Origin of the sequence: Streptomyces qaidamensis (assembly GCF_001611795.1) — a bacterium.
Taxonomy (GTDB): Bacteria; Actinomycetota; Actinomycetes; order Streptomycetales; family Streptomycetaceae; genus Streptomyces; species Streptomyces qaidamensis.
Genome location: NZ_CP015098.1, coordinates 6170674 through 6194339, shown reverse-complemented (window position 1 = coordinate 6194339; position 23666 = coordinate 6170674). Strand labels below are relative to the sequence as shown.

Below are 23666 nucleotides of genomic sequence, written 5' to 3'. Positions count from 1 at the left end.
TCCCGGAGGACCGGGGCCGGGAAGACCGGGTCCTGGAAGACCGGGGCCGGGAAGACCGACTCCTAGAAGACCGACTCCGCCTCGTCCATCCGGTCCTTCGGCACCGTCTTCAGCTCGGTCACGGCCTCCGCGAGCGGGACCATCACGATGTCCGTCCCGCGCAGGGCGGTCATCCTGCCGAAGCGCCCCTGATGCGCCGCCTCCACCGCGTGCCAGCCGAATCGCGTGGCGAGCACCCGGTCGTAGGCGGTCGGCACGCCGCCGCGCTGGATGTGGCCGAGGATGACCGGCTTGGCCTCCTTGCCGAGGCGCCGCTCCAGCTCGTGGGCGAGGGCGGCGCCGATGCCCTGGAAGCGCTCGTGGCCGAACTTGTCTATGGCGCCCTTGCCGTAGTCCATGGTGCCGTCGGCGGGGTGTGCGCCCTCGGCGACGCAGACCACCGCGAACTTCTTGCCGCGGGAGAACCGCTCCTCGACCATCTTCACGAGGTCGGCGGGGTCGAACGCCCGCTCCGGCAGGCAGATGCCGTGCGCACCGGCCGCCATGCCGGACTCCAGGGCGATCCAGCCGGCGTGCCGGCCCATGACCTCCACCACCATCACCCGTTGGTGGGACTCGGCGGTGGTCTTCAGCCGGTCCATCGCCTCGGTGGCGACGCCCACCGCGGTGTCGAAGCCGAAGGTGCGGTCCGTGGAGGAGATGTCGTTGTCGATCGTCTTCGGGACACCCACGACGGGCAGGCCCGCGTCGCTCAGCATGCGCGCGGCCGTCAGCGTGCCCTCGCCGCCGATCGGGATCAGCGCGTCGATGCCGAACTCGTGGATCATGTCGGAGGCGTTCTCGCAGGCCTCCCGGAGCCGGTCGCGCTCCAGGCGGGACGAGCCGAGGATGGTGCCGCCGCGGGCGAGGATGCCGCTGACCGCGTTCAGGTCGAGGGAGCGGTAGCGGCCGTCGAGCAGGCCGGCGTAGCCGTCCTCGAAGCCGATGACCTCGTCGCCGTAGTTGTCGACCGCCCGGTGCACGACCGACCGGATCACGGCGTTCAGGCCGGGGCAGTCGCCGCCTGCGGTGAGAACTCCGATACGCATCGTGCTGTGTCTCCTGCTCGCTGTTGACACCGGTGAGCCACTGCCGATTGTTTCACGCTCCGCAGCCCGGTGCGGCACCCGACTCTGATGGGCGCCTTATCTACCGGCAGAGGTATTGTCAAGAGGGTTCTGCTCACCTCGGTGGGCGATTTTTGTGCCCCTGGCTGGATAGCAGTGGGGCAAGAGGCGTACCCCCATCCGAGACGAAACGGAGAGCGCGCGTGACCCGCAGCGTGTACGTGACCGGCATCGACCGAGGCGACGGACGCCAGGTCGTCGAACTGGGGGTCATGGAGCTCCTCACCCGTCAGGTCGACCGGGTGGGCGTGTTCCGCCCCTTGGTCCACGACGGGCCCGACCGCCTGTTCGAGCTGCTGCGCGCCCGCTACCGGCTCACTCAGGACCCGGCGACCGTCTACGGCATGGACTACTACGAGGCGTCCGCCCTCCAGGCCGAGGCCGGAACCGACGAGCTGGTGTCCACCCTCGTCGACCGCTTCCACCTGGTCGCCCGGGACTACGACGTCGTCCTGGTCCTCGGCACCGACTACGCCGGGACCCAGCTCCCGGACGAGCTGGCGCTCAACGCGCGGCTGGCCAACGAGTTCGGCGCGTCCGTGATCCCGGTGGTCGGAGGCCGCAAGCAGACCGTCGAGTCGGTGCTCGCCGAGACGCGCAACGCCTACCGCGCCTACGACACCCTGGGCTGCGACGTCCTGGCCATGGCCGCCAACCGGGTGGCCCCCGAGGACCGCGACGAGATCGCCGGCCATCTCGACTCCCGGCTGCCCGTGCCCTGTTACGTCCTGCCCGACGAGCCCGCCCTGTCCGCCCCGACCGTCTCGCAGATCGGTCACGCCCTCGCCGCCAAGGTGGTGCTCGGCGACGACTCGGGGCTCGCCCGGGACGTGCTCGGCTTCGTCTTCGGCGGCGCGATGCTGCCGACCTTCCTGGGCGCCCTGACCCCTGGTTGCCTCGTCATCACCCCGGGCGACCGGGCCGACCTGGTCGTCGGCGCGCTCGCCGCGCACAGCGCCGGCACCCCGCCGATAGCGGGCGTGCTGCTCACCCTGGACGAGGTGCCCGGTGACCACATCCTCACGCTCGTCGACCGCCTGGCGCCCGGCACCCCGGTGCTGTCGGTGGCCGGCACCAGCTTCCCGACCGCCGAGCAGCTGTTCTCCCTGGAGGGCAAGCTCAACGCCGCCACCCCGCGCAAGGCGGAGCGGGCCCTCGGCCTGTTCGAGCGGTACGCCGACACCGGCGACCTGGCACGCCGCGTCTCGGCGCCGAGCAACGACCGCGTCACGCCGATGATGTTCGAGCACAAGCTGCTGGAGCAGGCCCGCTCCGACCTGCGCCGGGTCGTCCTGCCCGAGGGCACCGAGGAGCGGGTGCTGCACGCCGCCGAGGTGCTGCTGCGCCGCGGCGTGTGCGAGCTGACCCTGCTCGGCCCGGTCGACCAGATCCGCAAGAAGGCCGCCGACCTCGGCATCGACCTCGGCGAGTCCCGGCTGATCGACCCGGCGGCCTCCGAGCTGCGCGACGCCTTCGCCGAGCAGTACGCGGCCCTGCGCGCCCACCGGGGCGTCACCGTGGAGCTGGCCTACGACGTCGTCTCGGACGTGAACTACTTCGGCACGCTGATGGTCCAGGAGGGACTCGCCGACGGCATGGTCTCGGGCTCGGTGCACTCCACGGCCGCGACCATCCGCCCGGCCTTCGAGATCATCAAGACCAAGCCGGACGCCGACATCGTCTCGTCGGTGTTCTTCATGTGCCTGGCCGACAAGGTCCTGGTCTACGGCGACTGCGCGGTCAACCCGGATCCGAACGCCGAGCAGCTCGCCGACATCGCCATCCAGTCGGCGGCCACGGCCGAGCAGTTCGGCGTGGAGCCGCGGATCGCGATGCTGTCGTACTCCACCGGCACCTCCGGCTCCGGCGCCGACGTGGACAAGGTGCGCGAGGCCACCGAGCTGGTCCGCGCGCGCCGGCCCGACCTGAAGATCGAGGGCCCGATCCAGTACGACGCCGCCGTGGAGCCGTCGGTCGCGGCGACCAAGCTGCCCGGCTCCGAGGTCGCCGGGCAGGCGAGCGTGCTGATCTTCCCCGACCTGAACACCGGCAACAACACCTACAAGGCCGTGCAGCGCTCGGCCGGCGCGATCGCCGTCGGCCCGGTGCTCCAGGGTCTGCGCAAGCCGGTCAACGACCTGTCCCGGGGCGCCATGGTCTCGGACATCGTCAACACCGTCGCCATCACGGCGATCCAGGCCCAGACCCCCGCCCCGTCCCCGAGCGAGAAGGCGACCGCCCAGTGAGCAGCCCGACCCGTGTTCTCGTCCTCAACTCCGGCTCCTCGTCGGTGAAGTACCAGCTGCTCGACATGCGCGACAGCAGCCGGCTGGCGGTGGGCCTGGTCGAGCGCATCGGCGAGCAGACCTCCCGGCTGAAGCACACCCCGGCCGGTGGCGAGAGCAGGGAGCGCGGCGGCGCGATCGCCGACCACGACGCCGCCCTGAAGGCCGTGGCCGAGGAGCTCGCCAAGGACGGACTGGGCCTGGACTCCCCCGAACTGGCCGCGATCGGGCACCGGGTCGTGCACGGCGGCAAGACGTTCACCGAGCCGACCGTGATCGACGACGCGGTGCTCGACGAGATCGAGCGGCTCATCCCGGTGGCCCCGCTGCACAACCCGGCGAACCTCACCGGCATCCGCACGGCCCAGGTGCTGCGGCCCGACCTGCCGCAGGTCGCCGTCTTCGACACCGCGTTCCACACGACGATGCCGGAGTCGGCCGCCCGCTACGCGATCGACGTGAAGACCGCCGACGAGCACCGCGTGCGGCGCTACGGCTTCCACGGCACCTCGCACGCCTACGTCTCCCGGGCCACCGCCGAGCTGCTCGGCAAGGACCCCGCCGAGACGAACGTGATCGTGCTGCACCTGGGCAACGGGGCGTCCGCCTCGGCCGTGCGGGGCGGCCGCTGCGTGGACACCTCCATGGGGCTGACGCCTTTGGAGGGGCTCGTGATGGGTACGCGCTCCGGAGACATGGACCCGGCCGTCATCTTCCATTTGATGCGTGTTGGTGGAATGTCCGCCGACGAGATCGACACTCTTCTCAACAAGAAGAGCGGTCTGATCGGTCTGTGCGGTGACAACGACATGAGGGAGATCCGCCGCCGCGTCGACGAGGGCGACGAGCAGGCGGAGCTGGCGTTCGACATCTACATTCACCGGCTGAAGAAGTACATCGGCGCCTATTACGCCGTGCTCGGGCGGGTGGACGCGGTCGCCTTCACCGCCGGTGTCGGCGAGAACGCGGCTCCCGTACGGGCGGCCGCCCTGGCGGGCCTGGAGGAACTGGGCCTGGCGGTGGACGGCGAGCGCAACGCCGTGCGCGGCGACGAGGCCCGGCTGATCTCGCCGGAGGGGGCCCGGGTCGCGGTGGCGGTGGTGCCTACTGACGAGGAATTGGAGATCGCGACACAGACCTACGCGCTGGTAATTGGTTCAGGGAATCACACCTGAGCGGCATCCCGCCCTTTTGTATTTTCCGCCAGACGGAATATTCCGTTGCGAAACAAACCGATAGGATCGCCCCCATGCGCCGTTCGAAAATCGTCTGTACTCTCGGCCCCGCGGTCGACTCCCACGATCAGCTTGTCTCGTTGATCGAAGCCGGCATGAACGTGGCCCGCTTCAACTTCAGCCACGGCTCGCACGCCGAGCACCAGGGCCGGTACGACCGGGTCCGTGCCGCCGCCAAGGAGACCGGCCGGGCCATCGGTGTCCTCGCCGACCTCCAGGGCCCCAAGATCCGTCTGGAGACCTTCGCCGAGGGTCCCGTGGAGCTGGTGCGCGGTGACGAGTTCACCATCACCACCGAGGACGTCCCGGGCGACAAGACGATCTGCGGGACGACCTACAAGGGCCTGCCCGGCGATGTCACCAAGGGCGACCAGGTCCTCATCAACGACGGCAACGTCGAGCTGAAGGTGACCGCGGTCGAGGGCCACCGCGTCAAGACGATCGTCATCGAGGGCGGCGTCATCTCCGACCACAAGGGCATCAACCTGCCCGGCGCGGCCGTCAACGTGCCCGCGCTGAGCGAGAAGGACATCGAGGACCTCCGCTTCGCGCTGCGCATGGGCTGCGACCTGGTCGCGCTGTCCTTCGTCCGCGACGCCACGGACGTCCAGGACGTGCACCGCGTCATGGACGAGGAGGGCCGCCGCGTCCCGGTCATCGCCAAGGTGGAGAAGCCTCAGGCGGTGCAGAACATGGAGGACGTCGTGATGGCGTTCGACGGCGTGATGGTCGCCCGTGGTGACCTCGCCGTCGAGTACCCGCTCGAGAAGGTCCCCATGGTGCAGAAGCGCCTGATCGAGCTCTGCCGGCGCAACGCCAAGCCGGTGATCGTGGCGACCCAGATGATGGAGTCGATGATCACCAACTCGCGTCCGACCCGCGCCGAGGCCTCGGACGTGGCCAACGCGATCCTGGACGGTGCCGACGCGGTCATGCTGTCCGCCGAGTCGAGCGTGGGCGCGTACCCGATCGAGACCGTCAAGACGATGTCGAAGATCGTCGCCGCGGCCGAGCAGGAGCTGATGTCCAAGGGCCTGCAGCCGCTGGTGCCGGGCAAGAAGCCGCGTACGCAGGGCGGTTCGGTGGCCCGGGCCGCGTGCGAGATCGCCGACTTCCTCGGCGGCCGGGGCCTGGTGGCCTTCACCCAGTCCGGCGACACCGCCCGCCGGCTCTCGCGCTACCGCGCGGTCCAGCCGATCATCGCCTTCACCACCGACGAGGGCACCCGCAACCAGATGGCGCTGAGCTGGGGCGTGGAGCCGCACGTGGTGCCGTTCGTGAACAGCACCGACGAGATGGTCGCCCTGGTCGAGCAGGAGCTGGTGAAGCTGAACCGCTTCAACGAGGGCGACATCGTGGTCATCACGGCCGGTTCGCCCCCCGGTGTGCCCGGCACCACCAACATGGTGCGGGTCCACCACCTGGGCGAGGCCAAGGGCTGATCCGCGAAGGGCCGTGCGGGCCCGTGCACGCCGCTGAGGGCGCCCCCTGGGATCCAGGGGGCGCCCTCGGTGTGTGCGGCTCCCGAACGGGCTCTGAGGGGCGCTCAGTCGGTGACGAAGTTGTGCAGCCCCGGCACGTGCAGGGTCCCGCCGAACTGGCCGGCCTGCTGCACCTTCACGTTGGTGAAGTAGATCAGCGGGATGTTCAGCGGCGGCGGGTGCTCCGGGTCGAACGTGATCGGTATCAGCCCGAGCAGGTTGCCGGAGATGCTCTCCGTGTACATCACGGTGTCGCCGGCGCGGATCGTGGACGTCGAGCCCTTGGCCGCCTGCACGTGGTAGGTCTTGCCGGACTGCTTGTCCTTGACGGTCTGGTGCAGGTCACCGATGTCGGTGCCGCCCGATATGACGTACTTCAGGACCTTCTTGACGGTGCCGTTGGCGGTGCGCACCTCGACGACGCCCTTGTAGTCGGCGCCCTTCAGCGTCAGCGAGCTGGCGTTGAGGAACCACGGGTCGTCGGGCAGCGGCACCTTGTTGTCGACGCCGCCCTCGGCGTCGGTGGCGGCCGGGCAGTCGTCGGGGTCCGTGCTGGCGCTCGGGGAGGGGCTCGGTGAGGCGGTGGCCTCCTTCGCCTTCTCCGCCGCGTCCTCGGCGGCCTTCTCGACGGCCTTGGTGGTGTCCTCCACCGTCTTGCCGGTGTCCTTCACCGGGCCGGACGCCTTGCCGGTGGTGTCCTTGACGGTGTCCTCGACCGTGCCGGCGGCCTTCTCGGCCGTGCCCTGCTCGGCGCCGGAGGTGTCCTCGGCCGGCTTCTCGGTGCTCTCCGACGCCGAGGCGGACGGGGCCGGGCCGGGGCTCGCCTCGTCCTCGCCCTCGCCGTTTCCGCCGTCGAAGATGCCGCCGATCGCGTCGCCGATGTCCTCCAGCACGTTGCCGCCGCTCTCGGACGGCGAGGGGGACGGCGTGGCCGCCGCGTCGTCGCCGCCCGTGGCGGGCGCGCTCGGGGACGGGGTCGGCTTCGGCTCGGCCTCGTCGTCGGCACCTGAATCCGACGAAGAGGAACCGCCGTTGTTCGCGTCCGTGCCGCCCGAGGGGGACGGCTTCGGAGCTGTGTCGCCCTGGTCGTCCTTCTCGTCCGTGGCGTCTTCGCTCGCCGAGGGGGACGGCGTGGGCGAGGCGGACTCGTCGCCCTTGGAGTCCTTCTCGGAGTCCTCCAGGGCCGCCACGCAGTCCTTGTACTCGTCGGCCGTCAGGCTCTTCGACGTCGGGGCCGCCGGGGTGTCGCTGTCGGCGATGGCGAGCGTCGATGTGAAGCCCATGCCCATGAGCACCGCCGTCGGCATCGCCGCCATGGCTATCGCCTTGCCGGTCGGCCTGCTGAACCTGGTGAACAGCGGCTTCTTGGGTGCCGCGTGGCGCGGCCCGGTTCTCACACGGGACGCCCCCACATCAGCCCCGTGGGTCACCTCGTCAGCCGGCACTGTGCCTCCCGTTCGCCCCGTTGGCCGGGTTCGTTCCTGACAGATCGTTCGGCTCGTCCACCCCGGCCACGGGCTTAAGCACCGTGGTCTCGTGGTCCGTTGCCTCGGGAGTCCCGCCCGTGCCGGTGCTGGCCATGGCGGCGGGCTGTCCCGCGGGACGTGCGCCCGGCGCCCAGGCCACGGCCATCGCCCCGCCCACGAGGGCGAGGAGGAAGCCGATGAGGAAGCCGCCGAGGTTCGACACGGGGAGGGACACCAGCGCCAGCAGGATGGCCGCGACTCCCGCGAAGACGCGGACGTGCTTCTGGAACCAGAGGCTCACGCCCAGTACGACGAGCAGCACGCCGATGATCAGGGACCCGGCACCCGCGGTGGTCGCCATCGCCAGCGTCAGGTGACCGATCTGGAGGTTCGCGTACGGGAAGTAGGCGATGGGCAGTCCACTGAGGAGGACGAACAGCCCGGCCCAGAACGGCCGCTCACCCCGCCAGGCGCGGAACTGCTGCCTCCGGACGGTGAACTGGCCGGTGGCGGCAGGAGTCTCGGCGCTCATCGAAAAACAGCTCCCTGGTACAGCGTTGCTGTGGTGGTGATGTGGGCCCCGCGTGAAGGCGCGGCCGGAAGGTGGACGGGCGGGGGCGCCACCGGCTCCCCCGCCCGTCATCGAGTGCTTAGTAGCACTCCTTGACACCCGTCGACAGCGACATCTTCAGGCCGCTGAGCTTGAAGGTTCCGGCGGTGGTCGCCCACGCCGTCTGCTTCACGTCGGTCAGGGTCGCCTTGTCGGCCTGCTGGGCGAAGCCGTACGGGTTCGCCGTCTCACCCTTCCTCATGGCCGGACCCTTGGTGGCGTCCTTGGCGGCCACACCGATGTCGATGTTCTCGAACGTCGCGTCGGCGCTGAGGTCGGCGACGTCGATGTAGAGGTTCTGAGCCTCGACCGGCTTCGCACCCTGACCCGCACGCAGGATCAGGCTGACGTTGCCGAGCACCGGAATGTTCGGGGTGACGACCGACTGGCACAGGTTCTTGATCGTCGCCTGCTTGAACGACGAGACGGCGACCGGGTGGACGGCCTTCTTGCCGTCCATCGTGTATCCCTCATCGAGGGCGCCGTACTGCGAGAAGCCCGTACCGACGAGCTGGTCGGTCGTGACCTTGAACGACTGCCCGGAGACACTGAACGACGCGGCGAGAGCGCCCTGCGCGAGGGCGACACCTATCGCAGCCGTGGCGGCGACGCTGGGCACCATGACCACAGCGAACCGCTTCCATCTGGTCCCGCCACGCACCTGGGACTCCATATTTCCTCCTTCTCGGACGTACATCTCCTGCCCTGACCAACCTCGAGTCGAGGCTCAGCCGGGCAGGGATGGGAGAAGTGCTACGTCCTCGGGAAGGGGAGCGCCTGCACTCGGCGGCGCAACTGCGCCCGAATCACCGGCGATCACCCCCGAGCGACAACCACTGGTCGCGCCTGACACGCATCACGCACAACCCTGCTGGACAGGCTTCACCCGAAGGGCGAAGACCCCCCTGTCCAAGAGCCGGCGCCACTGCCGCCGGCTCTGCTCGGTGGGGACCCAGGACGTCCCGTGACCCAACCGGCTGCCGGGGTACGGGATTGGACCGAGCGTGGCCGATCGTGGTGCATTCTCGCCGCCCGCACAAGGGGGTTCGTTACTCGCTAGTAACGGCCGGATAACCGAACAACGACCCATCGGTCTCGGCCGACGACACAGGGTGGTGTCCGACGGCGGCACAAAGCTGTTGATCGATGGACAGAATCCGACAGATCAACGCCGATGACTTACTCGTAGTAACAGCGGCCGCGATTACCAAGATTTGGTAAAGCGCGGCCGCAGTGACCCTCTATCGCCAAACTTTTCACGCGGGCACCACATGCCCGCGTGTTTAACGACTGGTCAGAATAGGGCGCGCGCCAGCGCCCTGCGCGCCGCGATCACCCGCGGATCGTCGGGCCCGACCACCTCGAACAGCTCCAGCAGCCGCATCCGTACGGTGTCACGGTCGTCACCCACCGTGCGCTGCACGGTCTCGATGAGCCGGCCGAAGGCGTCCTCGACGTGGCCGCCCACCAGATCCAGGTCGGCGGCGGCGATCTGCGCCTGCACATCGGCCGGCTTGTCGGCCGCGTCCCGGCGCACCTGCTGCGGGTCGACACCCTGCACCCGCTGGAGCAACTCGGCCTGGGCGAGGCCCAGCTTGGCCTCCTCGTTGCCCGGGTCCTCGTTCAGTACGTTCTTGTACGCCTGGACGGCGCCGGACAGATCGCCCGAGTCGAGCGCCTGCACGGCGGCTTCCAGGAGCCCGTCGTGCGGGCCGGCCGGCCGCTCGGAAGGCTGCGGGGCACCGCCCGGCTCGGCCTCGGGGTCGACGGTGAGACCGGTCAGGCCGAAGCGCTGTTCGCCGACCTGCACCAGCTGGTCCAGGGTCTGCCGGATCTGCGCCTCGCCCGCCGCCCCTTGGAAGAGCGGCAGCGCCTGACCCGCGACGACCGCGAACACCGCGGGGATTCCCTGGATGCCGAACTGCTGCATCAGCATCTGGTTGGCGTCGACGTCGATCTTGGCGAGCAGGAAGCGGCCGTTGTACTCGACGGCCAGCCGCTCCAGGACCGGGCTGAGCTGCTTGCAGGGCTCACACCACTCGGCCCAGAAGTCGATGACGACGGGCACCTCGGCGGAACGCTGCAGGACGTCCCGCTCGAACCCCGCCTCGTCGACGTCGATGACGAGATCGGCCGGGGAGATCGCCCCCGCCCCGCCTTCCCGGGCGGACTGCGCGCGCGCCTGCTCCGCCTTCGCCTTGGCCTCCTGGGCCGCCTTCACCGCGGCGAGGTCGACGACTCCGCTCATGGACATGTTCCGTGGCTGCATGCGCCTATCCTCCCCCGTCCTGCGCGCGCGTGTGAAAAACGGTGTGAAAACCAGGCCGGTCCGGTGCCTTTCGGCGCCGGGTCCCCACCCCGCGCCGGGTGCGCGAGGCCTGTGTACGTCCATCACAGGATTTCGCTACGAGTCGTAGCGTAATGCCCCACCGGGGCTCCGGGACACCACCCCCCGGTGATCTCCCTCACGGCCGCGACGGGAACCGCCGGGTCTATGGTCGTGAGATGCAGAGCCGCAGCCCAGCCAGCCGCACCGGGCGCCCCCGCAGCGCCACGGCGGACGCCGCGATCCTGGCCGCGACCCGCGAGGCTCTGGTGGAACTGGGCTGGTCCAAGCTCACCCTGGGGGACGTCGCGACGCGCGCCGGGGTTGCGAAGACCACTCTCTACCGCCGCTGGGCGGGCAAGAACGAACTGGTCGTCGACGCGGTCGCGGAGCTCTTCGACGAGCTGGAACTCCCCGACCGCGGATCCCTGGCCGCCGACATCGAGGGCGTGGTCCTGCAGTTCGCCTCGATCCTGGCTCTTCCGGAGGCGAGGAGCGGCCTGATGGCGGTGGTGGCGGAGGCCACCCGGGACGAGGCCCTGCGGGAACGCATCCGGGCGTCGGTCGTCGACCGCCAGAAGCGGCTGGTCCTGGAGGGCCGCTCGCGGGCCCAGGCCCGGGGCGAACTCCCCGCGGAACCGGACCCCGCCTCGTCCGCCCGCACGGTCGACCTGATCTTCGACATGGTGGCCGGCGCGGTGGTCCACCGCACTCTGGTGAGCGCGGAACCGGCGGACGAGGAATGGGTCCACCGCTTCACCGGCGTGCTGCTGCGGGGACTGGCGGGAGAGGCCGCCCACCCGGCCGACGGCTGAGCCGCGCCCCTGCCCGCCCCGGTGGGCCGCTCAGGAGGGACGGCCACCGATGGTGATGTCGCCGTGGATGTCCCGGCCCTGGATCACCGTGGTCTGGGTGCCACCGGAGATCTCGTTGTGCACGTCACCGGAAGGTGACGCGACCTCCGCGTCCGCCCGCCGCCGCCAGATCTCCAGCGCTGCGGCGAAGTCGGGGTCCTGCCCGGCGCGATCGTTGAGCAGCGCGGCGAGCTGCCCGGCCCGCTCCTCGGTACGCGGGGGTTCGGCGGGCACCGCCGGCTCTTCGTCGCCGGCGCGCGAACCCCTTCGGGTGACGAGGTCGCGCAGGGACGCCCAGATCTGCTCTCCGGCCGCACCTGCCGTCCCCGAGGCGAGAGCTACGAGCAGTCCTGCCGTGATGGGCTCCACGAAGGTCCTCCAGCCGTCAGCGGATCGTGCGTTGCTGCGTATGGTGCCGCACGACGGCCCGGGCGCACGGCTGCTCGGCGGATCTGCCCTGCGACGACCGGCTTCGTCGCCCTGGCCGGGCGACCGCGGCCCCGCGCGTGTGCTGGAGCAAGCTGTCCGGGGACGGGCCGGTGCCGGGCGTCCCCCGCCGCGGACGGCAAGGGCGCCCCGGCCGCGTCCCAGCCGCCGGAGGAGCCGCCCGCCCCCGGCTGGGCCGGGGGCCGGCACCGGCACGGGCCCCCGGGCCGGACGACTCAGAACCCGGCGGGTTCGGTGTACACCCCCCACTCGTCCCGCAGCACCCCGCAGATCTCGCCGAGCGTGGCCTCCGCCCGCACCGCGTCCAGCATCGGCTCGATCATGTTGGCGCCGCTGCGGGCGGCGGCCAGCATCGCGTCGAGCGCGGTGCGCACCGCGGCGTCGTCCCGGGCCGTCTTGCGGCCGCCCAGCGCCCGGACCTGCTCGCGCTCCACCTCGTGGCTGACCCGCAGGATCTCCAGGTCGCCGGTGACCGACCCGTCATGACAGTTCACGCCGACGACCCTCTTGTCGCCCTTCTCCAGCGCCTGCTGGTACCGGAACGCCGATTCGGCGATCTCCCCGGTGAACCAGCCGTCCTCTATGCCGCGCAGGATTCCGGAGGTGATCGGGCCGATGGGGTGCCGCCCGTCGGGGTGGGCCCGCAGCCCGCGTTCCCTGATCTGCTCGAAGATCTTCTCCGCGTCCGCCTCGATGCGGTCGGTCAGCTGCTCGACGTACCAGGAACCGCCCAGCGGGTCGGCCACGTTGGCGACGCCGGTCTCCTCCATCAGCACCTGCTGCGTGCGCAGCGCGATCTCCGCGGCCTGCTCGCTCGGCAGGGCGAGGGTCTCGTCGAGCGCGTTGGTGTGCAGCGAGTTCGTGCCGCCCAGCACGGCCGCCAGGGCCTCCACGGCGGTGCGTACGACGTTGTTGTACGGCTGCTGCGCGGTGAGGGAGACCCCCGCGGTCTGCGTGTGGAAGCGCAGCCACTGGGCCTTCTCGGACTTGGCACCGTAGACGTCGCGCATCCAGCGGGCCCAGATGCGCCGGGCGGCGCGGAACTTGGCGATCTCCTCGAAGAAGTCGACGTGCGCGTCGAAGAAGAAGGACAGGCCGGGGGCGAAGACGTCCACGTCCAGCCCGCGCGAGAGGCCCAGCTCGACGTACCCGAAGCCGTCCGCGAGGGTGTACGCCAGCTCCTGCGCGGCCGTCGACCCGGCCTCGCGGATGTGGTAGCCGGAGACGGACAGCGGCTTGTACGCGGGGATGCCGGCCGCGCAGTGCTCCATGAGGTCGCCGATGAGCCGCAGGTGCGGCTCGGGCTGGAAGAGCCACTCCTTCTGGGCGATGTACTCCTTGAAGATGTCCGTCTGGAGCGTGCCGTTCAGGACGGACGGGTCGACGCCCTGCCGTTCGGCGGCGACCAGGTACATGCAGAAGACGGGGACGGCCGGGCCGCTGATGGTCATCGACGTCGTGACGTCGCCCAGCGGGATGTCCTTGAACAGGACCTCCATGTCGGCCGCCGAGTCGATGGCGACGCCGCAGTGCCCGACCTCGCCGAGCGAGCGGGGGTCGTCGGAGTCGCGGCCCATGAGCGTCGGCATGTCGAAGGCGACCGAGAGCCCGCCTCCGCCGTTGCGGAGGATCATCTTGTAGCGCTCGTTGGTCTGCTCGGCGTTGCCGAACCCGGCGAACTGCCGGATGGTCCACGTGCGCCCTCGGTAGCCGGTCGCGTACAGGCCGCGGGTGAAGGGGTACTCCCCGGGCCAGCCGATCCGCTCGAACCCGTCGTAGGCGTCTCCGGGCCGCGGCCCGTACACCGGCTCCACGGGGTCGCCGGAGAGCGTGGTGAAGTCGGCCTCGCGCTTGCGGGCGGCGTCGTACCGGGCCTGCCAGCGGCGGCGGCCCTCCTCGATGGCGTCAGTGTCCATACCCTCGAATTTACTTGGACGTCCTAGTAAATGTCGATGGGAGAACCGCCGTCCGCGTCGGTACGGCGGTCTCGTCAGGCCTTGGCGACAGCCGGGGCCGGCTCGCTGACCAGGGGCTCGACCTGGCGGGCGACCTTGCGCTCGACGAAGAAGGCGGCGAAGGGAATCGTCCCGGAGAGCAGCACCCAGAGCAGCTTGCCGAACGACCACCTGGCCTTGGAGCCGAGGTCGAAGGCGAACACCAGATAGATGATGTAGAGGAAGCCGTGGACCTGGGAGACGGCGAGGGTGACGTCCTCGCCCATGTCGAAGCCGTACTTGAACACCATGCAGGTGCACAGCACGAGGAGCATGACGGCGGTGACGTAGGCCATCACGCGGTAGCGAGTCAGCACGCTCTTTTTCATGCCGTCGAGCGTAACGACCCGTTCCGGCAGATCTCGCCCCGGGTCACTCCTCCTGGAAGTCGCCCGCCGACAGGCGCAGCGGCCGCAGCATCGCGAAGATCTCCGCGCACTCCTCCGCGTCGTACACGCCGAGCCCGAAGTCCATCGCCATCAGGTCGCGGGTGGCGGACTCGACGACCTCGCGGCCCTTGTCGGTGATGCTGGCGAGGGTGCCGCGGCCGTCGTTCGGGTTGGGCCGTTTGCCGACCAGACCCGACTTCACCAGCCGGTCCACGGTGTTCGTCACGGACGTGGGGTGCACCATGAGGCGCTCGCCGATCTTGGACATCGGCAGCTCGCCGGACTTGGAGAAGGTGAGCAGCACCAGCGCCTCGTAGCGCGCGAACGTCAGCCCGTACGGCCTGACCACCGCGTCGACCTCGGCGAGGAGGATCTGCTGGGCGCGCATGATCGAGGTGATCGCGGCCATGGACGGCACGTTTCCCCAGCGCTGCTTCCAGCGTTCGTCGGCGCGCGCGATCGGATCGAAGGAGAGACTGAGCGGCTTCGGCACGAACCCGACCTTACCGGCCGGTCACATGGCGGTCAGCCCTGTCTCGCCCTTCGGGCGGGGGCGCCGGTTCCGGCAGGAGGTGCGCGGGGGCCATGTCCTTTCCAGGACGCCTCATCGCAGTGTGTAACGATTGGCGTCCCTTTCGTCACTGCACGTCACCTTTCCCCAGGGAGCGGCATGCCCCGGCTGATCCACGCCTTCGCGGCACTCGCGGTGCTCGGTCTCGCCGCGGGCTGCTCGTCCCACGCCGCGACGACATCCGGCGTCGACGCCGGGAAGGCCGCCTACGCGGCCGGCTCCTCACCCTTCTGGACCGATCCCGGGAGCCCCGCGGCCCGGCAGGCTCAGCTCTGGCAGCGGCAGGGCCGCGGGCAGGACGCCGAGCTGATCCGGCGGATCGCCGACCAGCCGGTCGCGCTGTGGCCCGCGGGCGAGACGGACCCGGCGCCGATGGTGAGGGCGGCGGCCTCGGCCGCGGGCCGGGAGGGGAAGACCGCGGTCCTCGTCGCCTACAACATCCCGCACCGGGACTGCGGCGGGCACTCGGCGGGCGGGGCGGCGGACGGCAACGCCTACCGGGAGTGGATCGGGAGGTTCGCCGACGCCCTCGGCAACGCCGAGGCCCTGGTCGTCCTGGAGCCCGACGCGCTCGCGCACGTCGTGGACGGCTGCACCCCGGACGAGTACCACGCCGAGCGCGAGCAGCTGCTCGGCGAGGCCGTCGCCCGGCTCAAGCAGCAGCCCGGCACCAAGGTGTACCTGGACGCGGGCAACGCGGGCTGGATCCGGGAGCCGGCCAAGCTGGTGGAGCCGCTGAAGCGGGCCGGGATCGAGCCGGCCGACGGCTTCGCGCTCAACGTCTCCAACTTCCAGACGACCGGGGTGACCACGGAGTACGGAGTGCGGCTCGCCCAGGCCCTCGGCGGCAAGCACTTCGTCATCGACACCAGCCGCAACGGCAACGGGCCCCTGCCCGGGGTGTGGTGCAACCCGCCGGGCCGGGCGCTCGGCACTCCGCCGACGACCGGCACCGGCGAACCCGTCGTGGACGCCTTCCTGTGGATCAAGCGGCCCGGGGAGTCGGACGGAACCTGCGAGGGCGGCCCGGCCGCCGGGCGCTGGTGGCCGGAGTACGCCCTGGAACTGGCCCGCAACGCCACCGGCTGACCCGGGCCCCGCTCCCGGCGGCTACTCGGCTACTCGGCGAGGTGCCGCTCCACGGTCTCCACCTTGGACGTGAGGCCGTCCGTCACGCCGGGGCGGATGTCCGCCTTGAGGACGAGGGAGACCCGGGGCGCCCGCCGCTCGACCGCGGCGACCGCACGCCGGACGACGTCCATGACCTCGTCCCACTCACCTTCGACGGAGGTGAACATCGCGTCGGTACGGTTCGGCAGCCCCGACTCGCGCACCACCCGCACAGCGTCGGCGACGTACTCCCCCACGTCCTCACCGACCCCGAGCGGCGTCACGGAGAAGGCGACGATCACGCGCCCACCACGCCTTCCTTGCGGGCCCGCGTCGCGATGACGGCGTCCTGGGCCTCACGGCGCAGCCTGCGCTCGGCGAAGAACCCGCCGGCGGGCAGCACCGAGAGGACGAAGTACAGCGCGGCGGTCTTCAGCGACCACTTCGCCCGGTTCCACGCGTCGGCCCAGAAGATCACGTACAGGACGAAGAGCGCACCGTGCACCGCGCCCATCACCGGCACGGCGTTGAAGTCCGTGGTCCGCTTCAGCACGGAGCAGACCAGCAGCAGGAGGAAGGAGATCGCCTCGGGCGCCGATACCAGGCGGAGGCGGCGGATGGCGGTGGCGGTCTTGAGGTCCACGGGTCACCTTCGGTGGGAGTAACGCGGCGGTCGGGTCGGTCGGGACGGCATGCACGGGTCCGACGGTTTGTGAACGCGCGCACAAGCGTCCCGCCCATTGTGGCAAACCGCAGCGGGCCCTCCGGCCCGGGGTCCGCCTCCCCGCCCCTGCGGGCCTAGGGGTGCGGTCAGGGTCGTTCTCCACCCACGGGCCCTGTCCGCGGGGCCCGGCCTGCGGCTACCTTCCAGTCGTGGCGATGTTCCGACTTCAGAGCAGCAAGGTGCTCGCCGTCGACATGACCGGGGATGCCGTGAAGGCGAAGAACGGCTCGATGGTCGCGTACGACGGGGAGATGGCCTTCAAGAAGCTCAGCGGCGGCGGCGAGGGCATCCGGGGCATGGTGACCCGGCGGCTGACCGGTGAGCAGATGACGTTGATGGAGGTGAAGGGGCGCGGGACCTGCTGGTTCGCGGACCGCGCCTCCGAGATCAACCTGGTCAGCATCCAGGGCGACAAGCTCTACGTCGAGTCGAGCAACCTGCTCGCGACCGACGCCGGGCTGCGCACGGGCACGGAGTTCACGGGTCTGCGCGGCGCCTCGCAGGGCAACGGGCTGTTCACGACGACCGTCGAGGGCCACGGTCAGGCGGCGATCATGTCGGACGGCCCCGCGGTGGTGCTGCGGGTGAGCGCGCAGTACCCGCTGACCGTCGACCCGGGGGCGTACGTGGCGCACCAGGGCAACCTGCGGCAGTCCTTCCAGTCCGGTGTGACGTTCCGCACGTTGCTCGGGGAGGGCGGCGGCGAGGCCTTCCAGATGCGGTTCGAGGGGGACGGGCTGGTGTACGTGCAGCCGAGCGAGCGGAACACGATCGCGGGAGACGTGTGAGATGGCCTTCCGGGAGATCAACGCGAAGATGATCGAGGCGACCGTCTCGCCGGGTCAGCGGCTGTTCAGCCAGCGCGGCGCGATGCTCGCGTACCGCGGCGAGGTGTCGTTCACGCCCAACACGGCGGGCGGGCAGGGCGGGATCATGTCGATGATCGGCCGCCGGGTCGCCGACGAGGACACGCCCCTGATGACCGTCGAGGGCAGCGGCACGGTCCTGTTCGGGCACGGCGGGCACCACATCCAGGTGATCCGGCTGACCGGCGACACGCTGTACGTGGAGGCGGACCGCCTCCTGGCCTTCGAGGGCTCGCTCCAGCAGGGCACGATGTTCCTGGGCTCGCAGGGCGGCGTCATGGGCATGGTGCGCGGGCAGGTCAGCGGCCAGGGCCTGTTCACGACGACGCTGAAGGGGCAGGGGGCCGTCGCCGTCATGGCCCACGGCGGCGTCATCGAGATCCCGATCACCCCGCAACGGCCGGTCCATGTGGACCCGCAGGCCTACGTCGCCCACCACGGCGACGTCCGCAACAAGCTGTCCACGGCCCTGGGCTGGCGGGACATGGTGGGGCGCGGCTCGGGCGAGGCGTTCCAGCTGGAGCTCAGCGGCAGCGGTGCGGTGTACGTCCAGGCGTCGGAGGAGAAGCTGTGAGCACGTACGGAAGCCCCGGCGCCGGCCCCGCGGTCTTCGACCCGGCGACGCTGCCGCCCGACGACAACGTCAACGCGTACACCTTCTGCGTGGAGCTCAAGGGGAGCCAGTGGTTCCTGCAGAAGGGGAAGATGATCGCCTACTACGGCTCGATCGACTTCAACGGCGTCGGACACGGCCGGCTGGACCGTCTCGTGCGTACGTCGTTCCATTCGCCACTGCACGCGAGCGACTGGGTCGTGGCGGCGGGCTCGGGCAAGATGCTCCTCGCCGACCGGGCCTTCGACGTCAACGCGTACGACCTCGAAGAGGGCAACCTGACCATTCGCTCGGGCAACCTCCTCGCTTTTCAGCCAACTCTGTCACTGAAGCAATCAATCGTGCCGGGTTTTCTGACCCTCATCGGAACCGGAAAGTTCGTGGCCGCGTCGAACGGGCCGGTGGTGTTCATGGAACCCCCGATCCGGGTCGACCCCCAGGCCCTGGTCGGCTGGGCCGACTGCCCCTCCCCGTGCCACCACTACGACCACGGGTACATGACCGGTGTCATGGGCGGTCTACGTGCACTGACGGGTCTCGGCGGGGCCTCCGGCGAGGAGCACCAGTTCGAGTTCGTCGGCGCCGGGACGGTGCTGCTCCAGTCGTCGGAGACCCTGATGGCGGAGCAGACCACGGGGACCGTTCCGCACCAGGCGGGCGTGCCCGGCGGCGGGGCGCACAGCCCCCAGGCCGGGCAGTCCGGCGTACCGCGTCTTCCCGGACAGCTGGGGGACCTCCAGCGTCGCTTCGGGCTGTGAGCGGTAGTCTGCGGAGTGTGACATCGAACGCCTGCGCACTGTTGTTCGCCAGGCGGTCGTCGTCACATGCCACCCCTCACTAGTTCGCCTTTCAACCTTTTAGGTAGACTTCATACATGGAGACCGAGACGGCCACCCGCTGGCTGACCGATGCGGAGCAGTGCGCCTGGCGCACCCACCTGGAGGTCAACAGGCTGTTGACGTACCAGCTCGAGAAGGACCTGCAGCCGTTCGGCCTGACAATGAACGACTACGAGATCCTGGTGAATCTCTCCGAGTCCGAGGGCCAGAGGATGCGGATGAGCGACCTCGCCTCCGCCACCCTCCAGTCCAAGAGCCGCCTCTCGCACCAGATCACGCGTATGGAGAACGGGAACCTGGTCCGGCGGGAGAACTGCGAGTCGGACCGCCGGGGCTCTACGCGGTCCTCACCGACCACGGCATGGCGACGATGCAGAAGGTCGCGCCCCACCACGTGGCGTCCGTGCGCAGGCACTTCATCGACCTGCTGTCCCCCGAGGCCCTGACCGAGCTCGACAAGGCCCTCAAGCCCATCGCGGAGCACCTGCGCGGCCATCGCGGACGCCCGTAGCCCCGTAGCCGGCCCCTCCTAGGCGAGCGGCAGGCGGAGTTCGAACAGGGCTCCGCCTGCGGGCCCCCGCCCGGCGGTGAGCGTACCGCCGTGCCGGACGGCCACGTCGCGGGCGATGGCGAGCCCCAACCCGGCTCCGCCGTCGTCGCGACTACGGGCCGCGTCCAGCCGGACGAACCGTTCGAAGATCCGCTCCCGGTCGCCGTCGGGCACGCCGTCACCGTCGTCGGCCACCCCGACCACAACCCGGTCGCCCTCGCGCCGCACCCTGACGGTGACGGCCGACCGGGCGTGCCGCTGGGCGTTGTCGAGCAGATTGGCGAGCACCCTCCCCAACTGCCCCCGCGATCCGGCCACCTCCACCGGCTCCGCGTCCACGGTCACACCCGTCCGCCCCTCGGCCTCCTCCCGGGCGAGCCCGGCGAGGTCGACCTTCGCGTCGTTCGGCCGCTCCCCCGCGTCCAGACGGGCGAGCAGCAGCAGATCGGCCGCCAGCCGCTGCAGCCGGACGGTGTCCTCCACGGCCCCGTCCAGGTCCAGGAGCTCGGGGTGCGCGGCGGCCACCTCCAGCTGTGTCCGCAGCGAGGCGATCGGGCTGCGCAGCTCGTGGGAAGCATCAGCGACGAACCGCCGCTGCCGCTCGACGGACGTCTCCAACGCCGCGAGCGTCTCGTTGGTGGTACTGGCGAGCCGGGCGATCTCGTCGTGCGTGTCCGGCTCCGGAACGCGCCGCGCGAGATCCTCCGACCGGGTGATCGCGGCCATCTCGCGCCGGATGCCCTCCACGGGCCGCAGGGCCCGCCGGGTCACCAGCCAGGTCACGGCGGCGACGACCCCGAGCAGCAGCGGGAACCCGATCAGCATCACCGTCAGCGCGGTGCGCACGGCCCCGTGCTCGGCGGCCAGCGGGGCACCGGCGTAGACCTTGAGGTGCCCCCGGTCGTGGGTCTCCACCTCGACGGCCGCGAACCGGTAGTCCTGCGCCTCCCCGTCGATCGTCGCGGACCCGTTGCTGAAGAGGCTCTCGCCGGAGACCTCACCGGGTTCCAGGGCCTCGCCCGCGTCATCGGAGTCGTCGTCGCCGTCCCCGGAGGGCGTTGTCACCGGCCGCGGCTTCACCTGGTCGCTGTCCGTCCCGCTGATCCGCTCCAGGTCCTCGCTGGCCGCGACCAGCCGCTCGCGCTCGTCCAGGACCTGCACCGGACCGTCGTCGCCGTCCAGCCCGGAGAGCTTGTCGTACGGCGTTCCGGCGGCGAGCTCGGAGGCGACCGCCCGCGCGGAGCGCTCCGCCTGCGTGCCGGCCTCGCCCATCAGGTTGGACCGTAGGGACAGCAGCACGGCGGCCCCGGCCGCGACGAGCGCCACCGCGACCACGAGCGTGGCTCCCAGCGTGGCCCGTGCCCGGACGGACCCGAACAGCCGCCTCACGGCGACGTCTCCAGCCGGTAGCCGGCCCCGCGCACAGTCCGGATCAGCCCGGCGCGCAGCTTCCGCCGCAGCGTGCTGACGTACACCTCGACGATGTTCGGATCACCGTCGTACGCGAAGTCCCAGACGTGCTCCAGGATCTCGGACTTGGACACCACCTCGCCGGCCCGCAGCACGAGCTGCTCCAGTACGGAGAACTCCTTGGCGGTGAGGGCGATCTCGTCCTCGCCCAGGAACACCCGCCGGGCCGCGGTGTCCACCTTCAGATCACCGTGCACATGCACGGGCGAAGCCCCGGCCCCCTGTCCGCGCCGCCGCAGCAGCGCCTTGACCCGGGCGACGAGCACGACGTACGAGAACGGCTTGGTCAGGTAGTCGTCCGCGCCGGTGTCGAGTCCCTCGGCCTCGTCGTACTCGCCGTCCTTGGCGGTCAGCATCAGGATCGGCACGTCGTGCCCGGCGGCGCGCAGGGCGGCGCAGACCCGGTAGCCGTTCAGGCCGGGCAGCATGATGTCGAGGATGACCAGGTCGTACGTGCCCTCCGATGCCCGGTGCAGCCCCTCCCGTCCGTCGTGGACGACGTCCACGGCGTACCCCTCGGCCGTCAGGCCCCTGGCGAGCGACAGGGCCAGCCGCTTCTCGTCCTCCACGATCAACAGGCGCATGCGTAAAGAGTGGCAAAGGGAAGCTGAAGATCACTTCAGGGGGCTTCAGGTTCCTCTCAGCCTGCGTCAGCCAGAGTCGAAGACGTCGAAAGCGAAACGACTCGGGAGGAATCCGCATGAAGCGCAACATCGTGATCGCCGCTGTGACTGCCGCCGCGCTGATCGGAGGCGGGACGGCCACGGCCCTCGCGACCACGGGAGACGACCAGGCCTCGGCGCGGCAGGCGGCGAACACGAAGCCGGCGGACGACGGCAACCGTGACGACCAGGACGACCGCGACGACCGCGACGACGACGCCGCCCAGGTCTCCTCCTCCGACGTCACCGCGCCCGAGGCCATCGCCTCCGCGCTGAAGCACACGTCGGGCACGGTCGTCTCCGCCGAGCTGGACGACGAGGACGACAGCGACAAGGTGGTCTGGAAGGTCGACGTCCTGTCGGGCGACAACACCTGGCACAGCGTGAGCGTCGACCCGTCCAACGGCAAGGTCCTCGGTGCGCAGACCGACGACGAGGACGACACGGCGCAGGTGCGGGCCGCTTTGAAGGGTTCCTCGGTGACGGCCGAGGAGGCCGCGAAGGCCGCCGCCGGCAAGGGCGTGGTGACGTCCGTCGGCCTCGACGAGGACGGCAAGGACAAGTCCTGGGAGGCCGAGACCCGCACGTCCGGCGGAGCCGAGCAGGACTGGAAGATCGACCTCACCTCGGGCAAGGTCACGGCGGACCGCGACGACCAGAACGACCAGGACGACGACCAGGACTGATCAGCAGCTGCCCCTCTACCTACACGGCCCCGGCGTCCCCGGACGGACGCCGGGGCCCGGTGGGTCCGCAACCCGGCGTAGCGGGGTGCCTCCCCCATCGCCGACCCGTGCCGCCCCCAGCGGCACGCATGCCCGCAGCTGCGCAGACCCGCACCCGCGTACGGCGAGAAGGGATCGTGTCGGGGGGTGTCCCGCCCGCAGCGGTTGGCGCGTCAACGGACAGTCAGTCGGTATGACACCCCAGCGCGCCGTTCCGAGGACGGACACCCCCCGGCGCGGCCCCGACCCACCCCGACCCACCACCGGCGAAGGCGAAGCCGACCTCAGCCCTGGGCCCTCGGCCCTCAGCCCTCCGTCAACCCCGCCACCAGCTCGTCGGCCGCCCGGTACGGATCCAGCTCGCCCGCCACGATCCGCTCCGCCAGCGCCCCGAGCCGCCGGTCCCCGTGCAGGTCCCCGATCCGCTCCCGCAGTGCCGTCACCGCGATCGTCTCGACCTCGCGCGAAGCCCGGGCCGCCCGCCGCTCCGCCAGCACGCCCCGCTCCTCCATCCAGGCCCGGTGCTTCTCCAGCGCCTCGACGACCTCGTCGACGCCCTCGCCCCGCGCGGCGACCGTCTTCACGATCGGCGGACGCCAGTCGCCCGGCCCCCGGGACTCACCCAACCCCAGCATGTGGTTCAGCTCGCGAGCCGTCGCGTCCGCCCCGTCCCGGTCGGCCTTGTTCACGACGTACACGTCGCCGATCTCCAGGATCCCGGCCTTGGCCGCCTGGATCCCGTCCCCCATACCCGGCGCGAGCAGCACCACGGACGTGTCGGCCTGGGAGGCGATCTCCACCTCCGACTGCCCCACACCCACCGTCTCGACCAGGATCACGTCACAGCCCGCCGCGTCCAGGACCCGGATCGCCTGCGGCGCCGCCCACGCCAGCCCGCCCAGATGCCCGCGCGTGGCCATCGACCTGATGTACACACCCGGGTCGGACGCGTGATCCGACATCCGCACCCGGTCCCCGAGCAGCGCACCGCCCGAGAACGGGGACGACGGGTCGACGGCGAGCACGCCGACCCGCTTGTCCTGCTTGCGGTACGCGGAGACCAGCGCCGAGGTCGACGTGGACTTGCCGACCCCGGGCGACCCGGTCAGCCCGACCACGTACGCCCCGCCCGTCAGCGGCGCGAGCGCCGCCATCACCTCCCGCAGCTGCGGGGACGCCCCCTCCACCAGGGAGATCAGCCGGGCCACGGCCCGCGGCCGGCCTTCCCTGGCCTGGGCCACCAGGGTGGAGACGTCCTGCATCACAGCTCCGTTCAGATAAGG

The 23666-nt window shown here is 70.7% G+C and carries 23 protein-coding genes and 1 pseudogene; 10 read left to right on the top strand and 14 right to left on the bottom strand.

The annotated features are described in order from the left end of the window. Window positions 1-62: 62 nt before the first annotated feature. On the bottom strand, window positions 63-1088 hold the full coding sequence (locus A4E84_RS27680) for an ATP-dependent 6-phosphofructokinase (RefSeq protein WP_062929136.1): 1026 nt from the start codon (window positions 1086-1088) through the stop codon (window positions 63-65). 221 nt (window positions 1089-1309) lie between these two features. Between A4E84_RS27680 and pta the strand changes: the two genes are divergently transcribed. The 3 genes from pta (at window position 1310) to pyk (ending at window position 6128) form a co-directional block, all read left to right on the top strand. Next, on the top strand, window positions 1310-3412 hold the full coding sequence (pta, locus tag A4E84_RS27675) for a phosphate acetyltransferase (protein ID WP_062929135.1): 2103 nt from the start codon (window positions 1310-1312) through the stop codon (window positions 3410-3412). Beyond that, window positions 3409-4626: an acetate kinase gene (locus A4E84_RS27670; protein ID WP_062929134.1), complete on the top strand. Its 1218-nt coding sequence runs from the start codon at window positions 3409-3411 to the stop codon at window positions 4624-4626. Before pta ends, A4E84_RS27670 begins: the two co-directional genes overlap by 4 nt. 74 nt (window positions 4627-4700) lie before the next feature. Beyond that, complete coding sequence (gene pyk, locus A4E84_RS27665) at window positions 4701-6128, top strand: pyruvate kinase (protein ID WP_062929133.1); 1428 nt, start codon at window positions 4701-4703, stop codon at window positions 6126-6128. Between the two features lie 104 nt (window positions 6129-6232). Here the strand turns inward: pyk and A4E84_RS27660 are convergent, their stop codons facing one another. The 4 genes from A4E84_RS27660 to A4E84_RS27645 all read right to left on the bottom strand — a co-directional run bounded on the left by A4E84_RS27660 (window position 6233) and on the right by A4E84_RS27645 (window position 10512). Further along, the gene (locus A4E84_RS27660; RefSeq protein ID WP_062929132.1) at window positions 6233-7612 is read right to left on the bottom strand and encodes a hypothetical protein; all 1380 of its coding nucleotides are present in this window, start codon (window positions 7610-7612) and stop codon (window positions 6233-6235) included. Continuing rightward, window positions 7602-8165, bottom strand: coding sequence for a DUF6114 domain-containing protein (locus A4E84_RS27655; RefSeq protein ID WP_062929131.1), 564 nt, complete (start codon window positions 8163-8165; stop codon window positions 7602-7604). The genes A4E84_RS27660 and A4E84_RS27655 overlap by 11 nt, the downstream gene beginning before the upstream one ends. A gap of 118 nt (window positions 8166-8283) precedes the next feature. Next, window positions 8284-8916, bottom strand: a complete 633-nt coding sequence (locus A4E84_RS27650) for a DUF6230 family protein (RefSeq protein ID WP_062929130.1) — start codon at window positions 8914-8916, stop codon at window positions 8284-8286. A 621-nt stretch (window positions 8917-9537) separates the two neighbouring features. Further along, a complete protein-coding gene (locus A4E84_RS27645) occupies window positions 9538-10512 on the bottom strand; it encodes a tetratricopeptide repeat protein (protein WP_062929129.1) in 975 nt (324 codons plus the stop codon). A gap of 236 nt (window positions 10513-10748) precedes the next feature. On the opposite strand from A4E84_RS27645, the gene A4E84_RS27640 reads away from it, so the two are divergent. Continuing rightward, a complete protein-coding gene (locus A4E84_RS27640; protein WP_062929128.1) occupies window positions 10749-11384 on the top strand; it encodes a TetR/AcrR family transcriptional regulator in 636 nt (211 codons plus the stop codon). 30 nt (window positions 11385-11414) lie between these two features. Here A4E84_RS27640 and A4E84_RS27635 read toward each other — a convergent pair whose 3' ends face one another. From A4E84_RS27635 to A4E84_RS27620, 4 genes are all read right to left on the bottom strand, one after another. Continuing rightward, window positions 11415-11792, bottom strand: a complete 378-nt coding sequence (locus A4E84_RS27635) for a hypothetical protein (protein WP_062929127.1) — start codon at window positions 11790-11792, stop codon at window positions 11415-11417. A 293-nt stretch (window positions 11793-12085) separates the two neighbouring features. Further along, window positions 12086-13786: an acyl-CoA mutase large subunit family protein gene (locus A4E84_RS27630; RefSeq protein WP_062929126.1), complete on the bottom strand. Its 1701-nt coding sequence runs from the start codon at window positions 13784-13786 to the stop codon at window positions 12086-12088. Between the two features lie 74 nt (window positions 13787-13860). Next, window positions 13861-14193 (bottom strand): DUF3817 domain-containing protein, encoded by a 333-nt coding sequence (locus A4E84_RS27625; RefSeq protein WP_062929125.1) that lies wholly within the window; start codon window positions 14191-14193, stop codon window positions 13861-13863. Between the two features lie 43 nt (window positions 14194-14236). Continuing rightward, entirely contained in the window at window positions 14237-14746 is a 510-nt protein-coding gene (locus tag A4E84_RS27620; protein ID WP_062929124.1) for a MarR family winged helix-turn-helix transcriptional regulator, read from the bottom strand. 177 nt (window positions 14747-14923) lie between these two features. Here A4E84_RS27620 and A4E84_RS27615 point away from each other — a divergent pair, with 177 nt between their 5' ends. Beyond that, the gene (locus A4E84_RS27615; RefSeq protein WP_062929123.1) at window positions 14924-15913 is read left to right on the top strand and encodes a glycoside hydrolase family 6 protein; all 990 of its coding nucleotides are present in this window, start codon (window positions 14924-14926) and stop codon (window positions 15911-15913) included. A gap of 29 nt (window positions 15914-15942) precedes the next feature. On the opposite strand, the gene A4E84_RS27610 is transcribed toward A4E84_RS27615, so the two are convergent. Both A4E84_RS27610 and A4E84_RS27605 read right to left on the bottom strand, forming a co-directional pair. Further along, on the bottom strand, window positions 15943-16236 hold the full coding sequence (locus tag A4E84_RS27610) for an MTH1187 family thiamine-binding protein (protein ID WP_030854324.1): 294 nt from the start codon (window positions 16234-16236) through the stop codon (window positions 15943-15945). After that, on the bottom strand, window positions 16233-16577 hold the full coding sequence (locus A4E84_RS27605) for a DUF3817 domain-containing protein (protein ID WP_062929122.1): 345 nt from the start codon (window positions 16575-16577) through the stop codon (window positions 16233-16235). The genes A4E84_RS27610 and A4E84_RS27605 overlap by 4 nt, the downstream gene beginning before the upstream one ends. A gap of 236 nt (window positions 16578-16813) precedes the next feature. Between A4E84_RS27605 and A4E84_RS27600 the strand changes: the two genes are divergently transcribed. The 4 genes and pseudogenes from A4E84_RS27600 to A4E84_RS27585 all read left to right on the top strand — a co-directional run bounded on the left by A4E84_RS27600 (window position 16814) and on the right by A4E84_RS27585 (window position 19487). After that, window positions 16814-17446, top strand: coding sequence for an AIM24 family protein (locus A4E84_RS27600; RefSeq protein WP_062929121.1), 633 nt, complete (start codon window positions 16814-16816; stop codon window positions 17444-17446). Between the two features lies 1 nt (window position 17447). Beyond that, window positions 17448-18098 carry an AIM24 family protein gene (locus tag A4E84_RS27595; RefSeq protein ID WP_062929120.1) on the top strand — a complete coding sequence of 217 codons (651 nt, stop codon included), beginning with the start codon at window positions 17448-17450 and terminating at the stop codon, window positions 18096-18098. Beyond that, on the top strand, window positions 18095-18895 hold the full coding sequence (locus tag A4E84_RS27590; RefSeq protein ID WP_062929119.1) for an AIM24 family protein: 801 nt from the start codon (window positions 18095-18097) through the stop codon (window positions 18893-18895). Before A4E84_RS27595 ends, A4E84_RS27590 begins: the two co-directional genes overlap by 4 nt. A 116-nt stretch (window positions 18896-19011) precedes the next feature. Beyond that, window positions 19012-19487, top strand: a pseudogene (locus tag A4E84_RS27585) (MarR family winged helix-turn-helix transcriptional regulator). An 18-nt stretch (window positions 19488-19505) separates the two neighbouring features. Here the strand turns inward: A4E84_RS27585 and A4E84_RS27580 are convergent. Next, window positions 19506-20915 (bottom strand): ATP-binding protein, encoded by a 1410-nt coding sequence (locus tag A4E84_RS27580; RefSeq protein ID WP_062929118.1) that lies wholly within the window; start codon window positions 20913-20915, stop codon window positions 19506-19508. Further along, window positions 20912-21580, bottom strand: coding sequence for a response regulator transcription factor (locus A4E84_RS27575; RefSeq protein WP_062929117.1), 669 nt, complete (start codon window positions 21578-21580; stop codon window positions 20912-20914). Before A4E84_RS27575 ends, A4E84_RS27580 begins: the two co-directional genes overlap by 4 nt. Before the next feature lie 116 nt (window positions 21581-21696). Between A4E84_RS27575 and A4E84_RS27570 the strand changes: the two genes are divergently transcribed. Next, window positions 21697-22344 carry a PepSY domain-containing protein gene (locus A4E84_RS27570; protein ID WP_062929116.1) on the top strand — a complete coding sequence of 216 codons (648 nt, stop codon included), beginning with the start codon at window positions 21697-21699 and terminating at the stop codon, window positions 22342-22344. Between the two features lie 344 nt (window positions 22345-22688). Here A4E84_RS27570 and meaB read toward each other — a convergent pair whose 3' ends face one another. Continuing rightward, on the bottom strand, window positions 22689-23645 hold the full coding sequence (meaB, locus tag A4E84_RS27565) for a methylmalonyl Co-A mutase-associated GTPase MeaB (protein WP_062929115.1): 957 nt from the start codon (window positions 23643-23645) through the stop codon (window positions 22689-22691). Window positions 23646-23666 lie beyond the last annotated feature (21 nt).

Bases quoted from the DNA above. Each gene is read 5' to 3' on its own strand.
- A4E84_RS27680 (WP_062929136.1), bottom strand. From the start codon at position 1,088: ATGCGTATCGGAGTTCTCACCGCAGGCGGCGACTGCCCCGGCCTGAAC.
- pyk (WP_062929133.1), top strand. From the start codon at position 4,701: ATGCGCCGTTCGAAAATCGTCTGTACTCTCGGCCCCGCGGTCGACTCC.
- A4E84_RS27655 (WP_062929131.1), bottom strand. From the start codon at position 8,165: ATGAGCGCCGAGACTCCTGCCGCCACCGGCCAGTTCACCGTCCGGAGG.
- A4E84_RS27650 (WP_062929130.1), bottom strand. From the start codon at position 8,916: ATGGAGTCCCAGGTGCGTGGCGGGACCAGATGGAAGCGGTTCGCTGTG.
- A4E84_RS27645 (WP_062929129.1), bottom strand. From the start codon at position 10,512: ATGCAGCCACGGAACATGTCCATGAGCGGAGTCGTCGACCTCGCCGCG.
- A4E84_RS27640 (WP_062929128.1), top strand. From the start codon at position 10,749: ATGCAGAGCCGCAGCCCAGCCAGCCGCACCGGGCGCCCCCGCAGCGCC.
- A4E84_RS27630 (WP_062929126.1), bottom strand. From the start codon at position 13,786: ATGGACACTGACGCCATCGAGGAGGGCCGCCGCCGCTGGCAGGCCCGG.
- A4E84_RS27625 (WP_062929125.1), bottom strand. From the start codon at position 14,193: ATGAAAAAGAGCGTGCTGACTCGCTACCGCGTGATGGCCTACGTCACC.
- A4E84_RS27615 (WP_062929123.1), top strand. From the start codon at position 14,924: ATGCCCCGGCTGATCCACGCCTTCGCGGCACTCGCGGTGCTCGGTCTC.
- A4E84_RS27600 (WP_062929121.1), top strand. From the start codon at position 16,814: ATGTTCCGACTTCAGAGCAGCAAGGTGCTCGCCGTCGACATGACCGGG.
- A4E84_RS27595 (WP_062929120.1), top strand. From the start codon at position 17,448: ATGGCCTTCCGGGAGATCAACGCGAAGATGATCGAGGCGACCGTCTCG.
- A4E84_RS27575 (WP_062929117.1), bottom strand. From the start codon at position 21,580: ATGCGCCTGTTGATCGTGGAGGACGAGAAGCGGCTGGCCCTGTCGCTC.
- A4E84_RS27570 (WP_062929116.1), top strand. From the start codon at position 21,697: ATGAAGCGCAACATCGTGATCGCCGCTGTGACTGCCGCCGCGCTGATC.
- meaB (WP_062929115.1), bottom strand. From the start codon at position 23,645: ATGCAGGACGTCTCCACCCTGGTGGCCCAGGCCAGGGAAGGCCGGCCG.